General features: G+C 39.3%; 12 protein-coding genes. All 12 read right to left on the reverse strand.

Annotation, left to right across the window (positions count from 1 at the left end):
• Positions 1-42 precede the first annotated feature (42 nt).
• The gene (locus ABD000_RS02735) at positions 43-825 is read right to left on the reverse strand and encodes an enoyl-CoA hydratase-related protein (RefSeq protein WP_343763515.1); all 783 of its coding nucleotides are present in this window, start codon (positions 823-825) and stop codon (positions 43-45) included.
• A 63-nt stretch (positions 826-888) separates the two neighbouring features.
• A complete protein-coding gene (gene paaD, locus ABD000_RS02740) occupies positions 889-1,413 on the reverse strand; it encodes a 1,2-phenylacetyl-CoA epoxidase subunit PaaD (RefSeq protein ID WP_343763517.1) in 525 nt (174 codons plus the stop codon).
• Positions 1,414-1,448: 35 nt separating this feature from the next.
• A complete protein-coding gene (gene paaC / locus ABD000_RS02745; RefSeq protein ID WP_343763519.1) occupies positions 1,449-2,198 on the reverse strand; it encodes a 1,2-phenylacetyl-CoA epoxidase subunit PaaC in 750 nt (249 codons plus the stop codon).
• A gap of 159 nt (positions 2,199-2,357) precedes the next feature.
• Positions 2,358-2,642 (reverse strand): 1,2-phenylacetyl-CoA epoxidase subunit PaaB, encoded by a 285-nt coding sequence (gene paaB, locus ABD000_RS02750; RefSeq protein ID WP_343763523.1) that lies wholly within the window; start codon positions 2,640-2,642, stop codon positions 2,358-2,360.
• Between the two features lie 110 nt (positions 2,643-2,752).
• Positions 2,753-3,715, reverse strand: coding sequence for a 1,2-phenylacetyl-CoA epoxidase subunit PaaA (gene paaA, locus ABD000_RS02755; protein ID WP_343763525.1), 963 nt, complete (start codon positions 3,713-3,715; stop codon positions 2,753-2,755).
• Positions 3,716-3,940: 225 nt separating this feature from the next.
• Positions 3,941-5,014 carry a 1,2-phenylacetyl-CoA epoxidase subunit PaaE gene (paaE, locus tag ABD000_RS02760; protein WP_343763527.1) on the reverse strand — a complete coding sequence of 358 codons (1,074 nt, stop codon included), beginning with the start codon at positions 5,012-5,014 and terminating at the stop codon, positions 3,941-3,943.
• A 56-nt stretch (positions 5,015-5,070) separates the two neighbouring features.
• Positions 5,071-5,655 carry a TetR/AcrR family transcriptional regulator gene (locus tag ABD000_RS02765; RefSeq protein ID WP_343763529.1) on the reverse strand — a complete coding sequence of 195 codons (585 nt, stop codon included), beginning with the start codon at positions 5,653-5,655 and terminating at the stop codon, positions 5,071-5,073.
• A 23-nt stretch (positions 5,656-5,678) separates the two neighbouring features.
• Entirely contained in the window at positions 5,679-6,284 is a 606-nt protein-coding gene (locus ABD000_RS02770; protein ID WP_343763531.1) for a DUF4230 domain-containing protein, read from the reverse strand.
• A gap of 64 nt (positions 6,285-6,348) precedes the next feature.
• Complete coding sequence (locus tag ABD000_RS02775; RefSeq protein WP_343763533.1) at positions 6,349-8,349, reverse strand: OmpA family protein; 2,001 nt, start codon at positions 8,347-8,349, stop codon at positions 6,349-6,351.
• Positions 8,350-8,382: 33 nt separating this feature from the next.
• Positions 8,383-9,330 carry a GSCFA domain-containing protein gene (locus ABD000_RS02780; protein ID WP_343763535.1) on the reverse strand — a complete coding sequence of 316 codons (948 nt, stop codon included), beginning with the start codon at positions 9,328-9,330 and terminating at the stop codon, positions 8,383-8,385.
• A gap of 283 nt (positions 9,331-9,613) precedes the next feature.
• Complete coding sequence (locus tag ABD000_RS02785) at positions 9,614-9,991, reverse strand: GxxExxY protein (protein WP_343763537.1); 378 nt, start codon at positions 9,989-9,991, stop codon at positions 9,614-9,616.
• 33 nt (positions 9,992-10,024) lie between these two features.
• Positions 10,025-12,661 carry an alanine--tRNA ligase gene (gene alaS / locus ABD000_RS02790; RefSeq protein WP_343763539.1) on the reverse strand — a complete coding sequence of 879 codons (2,637 nt, stop codon included), beginning with the start codon at positions 12,659-12,661 and terminating at the stop codon, positions 10,025-10,027.
• Between the last annotated feature and the right edge of the window lie 119 nt (positions 12,662-12,780).

Raw genomic sequence — 12,780 nt, forward strand, 5'->3', positions numbered from 1 at the left:
TTATTCAAACGAAACTGAAAGCTCTATAAAGCCATTTTTTTTCTATTTGCCGATAAAATTTGGTTTCCGTTTTTCTACAAATGCATTTACTCCTTCTTCATAATCTTTAGTTTGAGCAGCTTCAATTTGAATCTTCGACTCTAGGTCGAGTTGCTTTTCTAACGTATTACTCATTGATTGATTGAGTAAGCGCTTGGTTAAACCCAGTGCTTTTGTAGGCATATTTGCCAGTTCTAATGCTGTTTGTTGAACTACTTCTGTAAACGCTTCTGCGGAAGCGATTTTATAGATCATCCCTAATTCCATGGCATCTTGAGCCGAAACTTTATCGCCAAGCATCATTAAGGCTGAAGCTTTTTGAAAACCGATTAATCGCGGCAAGAAGAATGTACCGGCACTATCCGGAATAAGCCCAATTTTACTAAATGCCTGAATAAAACTCGCTTCCTCATGCGCAATCACTATATCGCATGCCAAGGCTAAATTTGCTCCCGCACCGGCTGCCACCCCGTTAACGGCAGCTATAATGGGCTTTTCAATCGCCCGAAGCCGTAGTACGATGGGGTTATAATGCTTTTCTAAGATTTTTTTGAATCCGGGATTCAGCTCTGGACTGGTGACTTCTTTTAAATCCTGACCTGCACAAAAGGCTTTTCCGTTCCCCGTGAGAACTATCGCTCTTACCTGTTCATCAGATTCGCATTGATCTAACACATCCTGAACACGTAGCGCCATTTCTCTGTTAAAACTATTGAAGGCTTTAGGACGATTGAGAGTAATGGTAGCGACCTTATGTTCTATCTGTAATTGTATGGATTCTGTCATTTTATATTAATTTGCCTTCACCCCAACCCCTCTCCCACCGAGAAAAAGGGCTTTGTAACGGCATCATTTTAAACATTTAAAATAATCAAAAGGTTCTTGGCAGTCTTGACATTGAAACAGTGCCTTACAGGCTGTTGAGCCAAATTGACTTACCATGGTCGTGTTAAGCGAACCACAGTTGGTACATTTTACGATACGTTTATTCCCCAGTAATGCTTCTTTGTCTGCATGTTCTTCTAATGGAGTTGCTATTCCATATTCTTCTAAAGCCTTACGACCTCTTGGGGTGATCCAATCTGTTGTCCACGCAGGAGAGAGCACCAACTTCACTTTCACTTTTATATTTTCTTTTTCAAATGCTGCGGTAATATCATCTGCCATCACATCCATTGCCGGGCATCCACTGTAGGTTGGGGTCAAGTTGATATAAACCTCATCATCTTGCCAAACAGCTTTGCGCACCACACCCATATCCAAAATTTTGAGTACAGGAATTTCTGGGTCTGAAATTTCTTCCAGTATTGGAATCAATGACGGATCAATGTTTTGACCAGTATTTGTGGTTGTTATGTTCTTTAAATCACCCAAATTGACTTTTTATTTTTTTGCTTTCGCGGAAAATCCTACCAGCTCATATTAGGATAAGTACGCTGCATATACTGCAGATCTGCCAATATATACCCCATATGTTCTGTATGCACTCCTTGTTTCCCTCCTTTTTTAAACCATTTGGTTTCCGGAATGGTTAAGGTGGCCTCTGCGAACAATTTGCTTACACGTTCCAGATAAATAGGTTTTATTTTCTCCAGATTCACGGCTATACCTTCTTCTATCAATTGTTTTTCATATTCCGAAGGATCAAATAATTCTCCTGTATATGACCATAATGCATCTAAGGCTTCTTGGACTTTTTCATGGCTCTCTTGTGTGCCGTCACCTAATCTCTTTATCCAATCTCCTGAAAAACTCACATGATAATTAGCCTCTTTAATGCCCTTGCGGGCAATGGCTGCTAACTGCTCATCTTTACTTGAAAGTAGTTCTGTAAGAAAAAGCTGATGAAACACATCAAACAAGAATTGTCTCATAATAATATAGCCAAAGTGCTTGTTTGGATATTCAACTAAAAGAACATTTTTATATTCCCGCTCTGTTCTTTGGTAGGCTAGATCATCTTCTGTTACATCGTCATTTTCAAGAGAGGCAGCATACTGATAGTAACTTCTGGTTTGTCCCAAAAGATCCAATGCGATATTGGTGCAGGCGATATCGGTTTCCAGACTTGGTCCATGCCCGCATAATTCTGATAAACGCTGACCTAAGATCAAATTGTTATCGGCTATTTGGAGGATGTAATTTTTAAGGTTTTTCATGAATCTTTATATGAAGATGAAGTCTTACTTAAGTCTTAACCCTGCGCTTCGACTCCGCTCAGCGTGACAGCTTTTTCGATTTTAAATTGATCTTTATTTTAAATTGTAAATAAATTAGTTTTCCCTTTTCATGGGAAATGTAATTTGAACAAGTTCAACTTACATATGTTTGACTTCATCTGGGAGATCGTAAAAGGTAGGGTGACGGTATACCTTATCTTCTGCCGGATCGAAGAGTTCTTGATTTTGGATTGGGTTTGAAGCCGTGATATGTTTGGACTCCACCACCCAAATGCTTACGCCTTCATTACGGCGGCAGTATACATCGCGTGCATTTTTCAGTGCCATTTCGGCATCTGCTGCATGCAGGCTACCAAAGTGCCGATGCTCTAATCCATTCTTACTGCGAACAAATACTTCCCAAAGTGGCCAATTTTTTTTCATCCTATCCCTGACCCTTTCCTAAGGAAAGGGAATTTTTTGTTAGTTATAATTTTACTGTTAAGCACCATTTTGTCTCTAACCACAAGTTTTGGAAACCTGCATGTTAGAAGTTATACTGCTTCTTTTAAATCGTCTTTCTTATTCTCTTGCTTCTCGGCGTATGCCATGGCGGCATCTCGCACCCATGCACCATTTTCCCAAGCATCTACTCTGGTTTGTAAACGCTCTTTGTTACAAGGTCCTTCACCTTTGACTACCTGCCAAAATTCATCCCAATCAATCTCTCCAAAATCATAATGCCCTGTCTCTTCATTAAATTTTAAATCTTGGTCAGGAATAGTGAGTCCAATAAGATCTGCTTGAGGAACGGTTTGATCGATAAATTGTTGACGGAGTTCGTCATTGGTTTTTCGTTTAAGTTTCCACTTCATGGATTGCTCTGTATGCACAGACTCTGAATCTGTGGGTCCCAACATCATAAGCGATGGCCACCACCAGCGATTAAGCGCGTCTTGTGCCATAGCTTTTTGTTCTGGTGTGCCTTTTGCTAACTTCATCATGATTTCAAATCCCTGACGCTGGTGAAAGCTTTCTTCTTTACATACACGTACCATTGCTCTGGCATAAGGACCGAATGAGGTACTACACAATGGCACTTGATTGATAATTGCTGCACCATCGACCAACCAACCTATGGCTCCAATATCTGCCCAAGTGATGGTGGGGTAATTGAAAATACTGGAATACTTTGCTTTACCTGAATGAAGTTGTTCGTAGAGCTCTTCACGAGAAATACCCAAAGTTTCGCAGGCACTATAGAGATAAAGTCCGTGGCCGGCTTCATCTTGTACTTTAGCTAGTAATGCTACTTTTCTTCTTAACGAGGGAGCACGGGTAATCCAGTTCCCTTCGGGTAACATCCCCACAATTTCTGAATGTGCATGCTGAGAGATTTGCCTAATGTGTGTTTTTCTATACTTCTCTGGCATCCAGTCTCTGGGTTCAATCTTCTCATCATTTGCGATGCGTTGATCGAAAATCTTTTCTAAATCTTTAACTTCTTTATCGCTCATAATTTCTTTTTTTCTTAATTCTAACTATCGCACCAGGCTATGCTACTATTCTTTTAGAAGCATTGCATATTATTCAAAACTTCTTTTTGCGTTAGGGATTGAGGCTTTGTTGAAGCTCTCCCGATCTAATCGGGAAGCGACTGCTGAAAGCCCGACTCCCCAAATTTTGGGGAGGAACGCCCAACTTCTCAAACCTTACCCCTTCAAAAAAAGAAGGGAGTTACATTACACATCAAAATCAACCACCACCTTATCAGTTAGTGGCACTGCCTGGCAAGAAAGCACCAATCCCTTGGCGACCTCATCTTCTTCAAGCGCGTAATTGATTTTCATCTCAACTTTTCCATCTACAACCTTACACTTGCAGGTGCTGCAAACCCCACCTTTACAGGCAAACGGTAAATCTGCACCGGCAGAGAGTGCGCCATCGAGAATATTATCATGTTCATTGGCCATGACAAAATGGAATTGCTTTCCTCCATCAATGATGGTTACATCAGTTCCCTCTACACGACTTTGAGCTAGTTTTTTTACTCTTTCTTTATCTTCTTTTGATAAACCGGTCACAAACAACTCGTAGTGGATGTGATTTTTATCTAATCCTGCCTTTTGCAATTCATCCCTGATGAGAAAAATCATCTCCTCTGGACCACAGATAAAACATTCGTCCACGGTGTCTACATCAATAATATGCTGGGTTAAGAATGCCAGTTTTTCTGCGGAAAAGCGTCCATTTAAAAATTCTATATCTCGCTCCTCTTGGGTGAGAAAATAAAATACTTCAAACCTACCAAAGAACTGATTCCTAAGCTGTTCAATCTCTTCTTTAAAGATAATGGATTTTGCCGTACGATTAACGTAAAACAACTTAAAAGTGGACTTGGGCTCTAGTGCCAAATGGGTTTTGATAATCGACAGAATGGGCGTAATCCCACTACCGGCGGCAAATACGATATAGTTTTTAGCATTTTCTTGATGAACGGCTGTGTTGAATTTACCACTTGGTGGCATGACCCCTAAGGTATCCCCAGCACTCAACTTGTTATTTACAAAAGTTGAAAATTTACCCCCTGGAATTTCTTTCACCGCTACTCTCCATAAATCATCCACCGGACTTGAACACAAGGAGTACGATCTTCTTACTTCTTCTCCATCAATCTGCGCCTTGAGCGTTAAATGCTGTCCCTGCTCAAAGGCAAAATTCTCTTTTAATTCCTGCGGAATATCAAACGTGACCACGGCACAATCTGCTGTTTCTTTATACACATCTTTTACTTGTATGTCATGAAATTTAGCCATGTACGATATCGTTTGAGCAACAAAACTAACGCTTGTTAGTTTAATGTTCAAATTTTTTACGTTAAATTTCGTCTCACCAGCCCATAGAGCAGCGTATCGACCATTTGTTCTTTAAGAATTTCTGCCTTAATTTTCTCCTTTTTTGGATACCACAAATACAATGTTCGCAGCGTTGATAAAATGGAGAACAGCATGATCTCCTCGTTGTAGTGCTGTATAGAACCTTCTTCTATTCCTTTTTTAATGATCGTTTTAAAATTATCTTCATAGCGTTGGCGCATCATCAAATAATCCTCTAGCTCCTGATTTTCAAGATGCATCCAATCATTATTTAATGACGCCAACACATCGGTATAGGATAGGGTAATGTCAATATGAAATTCTATTACCTCTTCCAGCTTTTCTAGCGCAGGGTTTTCTTTACAGTCAATTTTATCCATTCCCTCTGTAAAGCGCTGGGCAACTTCTAGAATTAATTCTGACAGAATTTGCTGCTTTGAATCTATATGATTGTATAAACTGGCTGCTTTAATATCCATCTCTTTGGCCAGGTCACGCATAGTAACGGCGTTATAGCCTTTTTCTTTAAAAAGACCTGCTGCTGTTTTGAGAATTTCTTTTTTGCGAATTTTCTTTTTCATTGAGCGTATTGGCGCTTGATGGATTAGAGCTTTATCTCTTCGAGGTTTTGAATAGGTTGTTGTTTATACACTAAGGTCCACCCCATCGTATTGGTAAGTAAATAAATTTTTTGTAATTCTGAAATCAATCTGTTTTCTGCATTAGAGATAATGCTTGATTGCTCTATTTTATTTTCAAGACGGGCTTCGACTTTCTTTTTGATTGTATTGTAATCTGAAGCTTCAAACGGATTTAAATAATCCTGCTTGACATCGTAATAATTAAAATCTGGATTGATGTCTAGTTCTTTTTCTGGAATGTAAAGAATCCTCAACGTTTTGTTTTCTTCATCAACAATAGTCTGAATCTTACTCAAGTCATAACTTACTGTAACTTTTGCATTGACGACAACAAGTGCTTTTTTATCGGCATGAATGTATCTACCGAATAACTCTTTGGAGTTTTTATAGGTAAAGACTTCAGAAAAATACCCTTCGGTCACAATGAGTTTACCTACATTTTTGATTTGTTCCTGGATAAGCACCGAAGATTCTTCTAACTGTTCCCGATCATCTTTTTGCTGTTCGCAATATCGAAGTCCAAACACAATGATTAAGGCTAATACGGCACCGAATAATATGTTTCTCATGTCCTCCCCTTATCCCTGTCTACTTCGACTAGCTCAGTATGGCAGGTGTTTTTTTATATTTAGTTTACAAGATAGTAAATTCTACTCTTCGGTTTTCTTGTTTGCCTTCTTCGGTATCATTTGTGGTAACCGGTTTTGCTTCGCCGTATCCTCGTGCTATGATTCGGCTGGTATCAATTCCCTTTTCCACTAAATAATTTACCACTGCTTGGGCGCGGTTTTGAGAAAGTTCCAAATTATACTCTCCGTTCCCTACATCATCTGTATGTCCGGAAATTTCTATGGAAACTTCCTTCTGCTTAGTTAAAAAGGTCACTAATCGATCCAACTCTGGGTATGACTCTGACAACAATTCATACTTTGCTGTTTCAAAGAAAATATTATTCATTCTAAAGGTTTCCCCTTTTTCAATGGGTGCCAAATACAAATCGTTAACTACTTCTTTATAATCACTCACTTGGGTTAAATCAAGGTTTTTACTAATGGGGTAGAATCCCGAAACATTAGCACGATATCCATAATTTTCTCCATACGGCAAGATCACTTTATAAACACCATTTTTAGGATCTGAAGCCGCCACACCCTCAACCTGCCCGTTTTTAAGTAGTTCGTAAACCACCTCTGCACCTATGGGCTCATTGGTCTTTTGATTTAATACTCTACCTGTGACTAACACTACTGGGTTTGGTTTCACTTCACTAGTCAACTTAATCTGAGCAATGTCTGCCTTGCCGTAGGTATCTGTCGTGGTGACCAAATAGCCATAATCTCCTTTGGCCGAAAGACTAAAATCTGCATCGTAACCCGGGGTGTTAATGGGTGCGCCTAAATTCACCGGAGTACTCCAATTGGTCCACGTATCATCTAAACGTTTCGTGACGAAAATGTCATTGCTCCCTCTACCGCCGTGACCATTTGATGAAAAGTAAAGCGTTTTATTATCTGAAGCTAAAAAAGGAGTTACCTCATTGGCATCTGTATTGATTGTGTTCCCCATATAAATGGGTCTGCCGTATTTATCTTCTTTCTCTTGAAAAGAAACGTACAAATCTAAGTGCTTACCAGACTTGGGATTTATCGCCATAAGCAGGTATTTTTTATTCTGTGACATAAACATGGATACCTGTCGCACCTTAGTATAATATTTTTTGATCTCTATATTTTTGGGCACAGACCAGCCTGAAGCCGTTTTAGTACTGTATGAAATGCCCGCGCCGCTGGGTCGACCATACTTATCGTAATGACCGTACAAATAAATTGTTTGTTCATCTGGTGAGATGCTTACCGGAAAGTTATACACCTCATTATTGATGGGCTCTCCCATATTTTGAGCTTGCTGCCACTCGCCTGTACTATTTTGAGTACTTACCCAGATATCCTGATCATCTTTATTTTTCCTAATCCCTACATTTTGAGGGTGCGAATCGCGTACAAAATAAATGGTTTTACCATCGGCCGAAATGTGCGGTGCCAGATCGTCCACTCCATCGTTTATTTGACTACCTAAATTTTGCAGATATACCGGCAATTCAATGTCATTCACTGATTCTATGATTCCTATTCCATCAATGGTATTTATTGCAGTATCAAATCCTGTATTAGCTTCAATACTCACTGCACTTACATTGTAATTAGTGAATGGCAGATCTATTTGCAATAAACGTCGTGGTTGATTTACTTTTTTTGCCTTTTCCGCATATACCTCATACGCTTTATCTGCTTCATCATATACCGTGACTTTGGTAATGCTACCGGGGGCATGACTTTCTGCAATAAAAATCTTATTAATTTTTTGCGGACTGCAAAAGCCGACTTTTACTCTCGAAAATGGTACCTCTTGTGTAAACCCTTCTTTAAAGCCTAAATGAAAGGATTGATCAGAGAGTCCCGCTTTAGACATCATAACATCTGGAGTCCCCGTTGCTTTTAGCGGGGTTTTAGCCTCTCGGGTGTAGGCTTGACTGGAAGAAATCACCTTACAAGCCCACTGAATATCGTCGTAGGTTTTAGATTGCGCATTAGCAATGATACCGGTGAACAGTAAAAAAAAAAGGCTCTTTTTCACGATTAATACATTTGGGTAAACCAAAGATAAGGTTTAAAATGAGATCTGTGGAACCTCCTTTTGAAGCGTGCTTATCTTCTCGTTAAGCTGAGCTAAAAAGCGTTGATTAGCTTCGCTATTTTCATTAAAAGGTCGATGCGCTAATCCCTTTTGTATGTCCAACACCTTGCTCATAGTTTTATAGGCCAAAGGCGCTATACAAGCTTCTTTAAAACGCTCAAAAATATAGTCAATTGCCGTTAAGTTGGGATGAATCATATCATCTTGATAAAACCGATAATCGCGTAACTCATCCATCATAATCTCATATGCCGGAAGGTAGCCTATACGCGGCTCCTTTTCTCTTGCCTGATGAATCCCGGCAATTAAATGTGCCTTGCTAAGCGTGTTTTGGACAACACCATCTTTTAGGTGTCGCACCGGTGAAACGGTAAAACTGACTTCTGCTGATGGATTGAGGTCTTTTAGCAAAGTCACAATCTCTAGAGTCGTTTGTGTTACCTCCTCTACGGAGTATAATTCTTTGGCAAAATTTTTCTGCGGAAGCTTATGGCAATTGGCAACAATCTGATCTTTTTCCAGGTGTTTATATCCCCATGCGGTACCATAAGTGATAAAAACATGAGTCGCCGACTGAAGTTTATGCCTAAGTACATCCAACTCATGATTTAAATACGTGATTAGCGCTTTCTGTGAGCCTTGGTTCAAGGATGAGTGCACCTCCAACGAATGCCATTGTTCCAGATGCTCAAAACAATCTTGGTTAAAAAAATACAATTGATTTACAGCCCGCGTGACAAGGTGTTCTAATGGCTTTGGATGAAATACAACACCAAAAGGATTGATCAGCGTAGGGATTTTATGATATCTAAGTTTGTTACCTATATGTTCAGAAAAACAAGAACCTATAAAAAGGCATTTAGACTCATAGTCAATTTTAATTGACAGATCAGGGATTGGAACGGGGGTTTGTAGTATCATCTCGCAAAGTCGCTAAGGCGCAAAGTATTATTTTAAAATAATTCCATAGATTATTATTCAACCTCCCAACCAGTAAAAAAGGCTGAGAAATAACACAGTATTACTCCTATTTCTGTTAATTATAAGATAGATTTTTCTAGAATTTATATTTTCTTTTTTTCTAAAAATTTAATGAATGTGTCAACTAACGTGACCACTATAAATCTATTCCACAGAAAAACAAAAAGTAAAATACATAATACTTGCAAAAGTTTAGCTATCATGAATTCATTCTTGATAACTATTATAAACCATTAACGATTCTCTTAATCCCATTTTTAATCAGAGATTCATTGAAGTTAATCAATAATCCCAATTTTAACCCTGTTAGTTTCAAGTATGTTAGTAATTGTTTTGAATGCACAGGTAGAACATGCTCAACAGATTTAATTTCTATAATGACTTTATCATTCACTATCAAATCTGTTCTAAATCCAACATCCATTTTAAGATCCTTCCAAATTACAGGAAGCGGAGATTGTCTTTTAACATTATATCCCAATTCGTCAAGTTCATAAAATAGTACCGATTCATATACTGACTCAAAAAGACCTGCACCCAATTTCGTGTGAATGTCGTAACAAGAATTCACAATTACTCTGGCAAGTTCATTTTCAGTCATATACATCTCTCTGCGCCTTAGCGACTTTGCGTGCTAATTAATATAGGTTTCGGCTTTATCCAATGCCTCCTGCAAACCAGCCGGGTTTTTACCTCCTGCAGTTGCGAAAAAAGGTTGTCCGCCGCCGCCGCCCTGAATGTACTTCCCTAATTCCCGCACAATTTGCCCGGCATTTAAATTCTTTTCGTTGACCAGGTTTTTAGAGATATAACAAGAAAGAATTGCCTTGCCGTCTTTTTTGCTTCCCAACACCAAAAATAGATTCTCAACTTCTCCACCCAGTTGAAATGCTACATCCTTGATTGCTGCAGCATCTAAATCGACTTCTTTAGCTAAAAACTGAACGCCATTTTTATCGCTCAATTCACTTTTCAATTCACCTTTTATATTGGCTGCTTTATCTTTTAAAAGTTCTTCGATTTGCTTTTTTAAGTGCGAATTTTCAGATTGTAGATCTTCAACAGCCTTTATGGTATCCTTTGGATTTTTTAAGAGAGATTTTATCTCTTCAAACTGCTCACTTTCTTTTTGAAAATACTCTTTTGCTGCATCCCCGGTGATGGCTTGTATTCGTCTGATCCCGGCAGCGACTGCACTTTCTGAAGTGATTTTAAAATGCCAGATTTCTCCGGTATTTTGCACGTGGGTTCCCCCACAGAGCTCCATAGATTTTCCAAATTTTATGGTTCGCACAGCATCCCCGTACTTTTCTCCAAATAAAGCAATCGCTCCATCTTTTATCGCCTGATTATAGGGGATAGCGCGTCGTTCTTCTTTTTGTAACTGCTCTTCTATTCTAGCATTGACAAAATCTTCAACCTGTTGCAATTCTTCATCTGTAACCTTGCTAAAGTTTGAAAAATCAAATCGTAGCGATGCACTGCGCACCATAGATCCTTTTTGCTCTACATGGGTTCCTAGAATTTTTCTCAGCGCCTGATGCAACAAATGCGTGGCTGTATGGTTACTGGCAGATCGTTTACGTTGTTTTTCATCCACGATTGCGCTAAAGGTTTGGTCTAATTTTTTTGGTAAGTTTTTAGTGAGATGAACCGTAAGGTTATTTTCTTTCTTTGTATCGATGATGTAGACCACATCCCCGCTGGCACCTTCTAAATATCCTTTATCTCCTGTTTGTCCTCCGCTCTCTCCGTAAAATGGGGTGATGTTAAATATCAACTGAAAGAGATCACCTTCTTTTTTTGAGGTGACCTTCCGGTAGCGGGTAATTTTCACCGGAGTTTGAAGTGTGTCATATCCTACAAATTCCTGCTCGTTATCGTCAACTAGGATGGTCCAATCTTCGGTAGAGGTTTCAGAAGCAGCCCGTGAACGATTTTTTTGTTCCGCAAGAGCGGAATTAAATTCAGCCTCATTGAGCGTTAGTCCACGTTCACTTAGAATAAGCGCAGTTAAGTCGATGGGGAATCCATAGGTGTCGTATAATTCAAAGGCTTTTTTCCCTGAAATCTCTTTCCCCTTAGCCGAAGAAATAACATTTTCTAATAAGATCAATCCTTGATCCAAGGTGCGTAAAAAGGACTGTTCTTCTTCTTTGATCACATTTTGAATAAGGTGCTTTTGAGCTTTAAGCTCTGGAAAAGCCTCTCCCATTTCCTGACTCATGGTTTCAACCAATTTGAAAATAAACGGCTCCTGAGTATTTAGAAAGGTAAAACCATACCGTATCGCGCGGCGTAGTATCCTTCTAATCACGTAACCGGCGCCGGTATTACTGGGCAGCTGACCATCTGCTATCGAAAAGGCTACTGCTCTCACATGATCTGCCACCACGCGAATGGCAATATCTGTCTCCTCATTTTTACCGTAGGTTGATTTGGTAATGGTTTCTATCTCCCTTATGTAAGGCTTGAATACATCTGTGTCATAATTAGATTGAACGCCTTGCAAGACCATGCAAAGTCGCTCAAACCCCATCCCGGTATCTACGTGTTTTGCCGGTAGTTTTTCTAGTGAACCGTTTGCTTTTCGGTTAAACTGCATAAAAACCAGGTTCCAGATTTCGACCACTTGGGGATGATCCATGTTGACCAAGTCTTTACCCGGTGTTTTAGCTTTTTCGGCGTCAGACCGAATATCGACATGAATTTCAGAACAGGGGCCACAAGGTCCTTGATCGCCCATTTCCCAAAAGTTATCCTTTTTATTGCCCATGATGATGCGATCTTCAGGAACAATTTTTTTCCACAAATCATAGGCTTCTTGATCCATATCAAGTTGATCTGCATCAGTACTCCCTTCAAAAACGCTCACATAAAGACTAGCAGAGTCTATTTTAAATACATCAGTCAAAAGCTCCCACGCCCATTGAATCGCTTCTTTTTTGAAATACCCCTTTGATGCGTCGCCCGGGTCTCCAAAACTCCAATTCCCTAACATCTCGAACATGGTATGATGATAGGTATCTTTTCCTACTTCTTCCAAATCGTTATGTTTCCCACTAACGCGTAAACATTTTTGAGTGTCAGTTACTCTGGAATGCTTAGGAGTTGCATCACCTAGAAAATATTCTTTAAACTGATTCATGCCTGCGTTGGTAAACATCAAAGTAGGATCATCACGCAACACCATAGGTGCAGAATTGACAATTTGATGTGATTTGGAGGCAAAAAATTCTAGAAACGTAGAGCGTATTTTATTGGATTTCATGCAATTGAGTCGAATGTCGTAATTAAGATCACAATGTTTAATAAACAATTTTTATATTTGCCTGTTAATAACTTTAAATATTAGTAGCTGCCAGAACAAATAAGGCAGTAAAAATAAGA

Source organism: Gangjinia marincola (assembly GCF_039523415.1).
GTDB classification, from domain to species: Bacteria; Bacteroidota; Bacteroidia; order Flavobacteriales; family Flavobacteriaceae; genus Gangjinia; species Gangjinia marincola.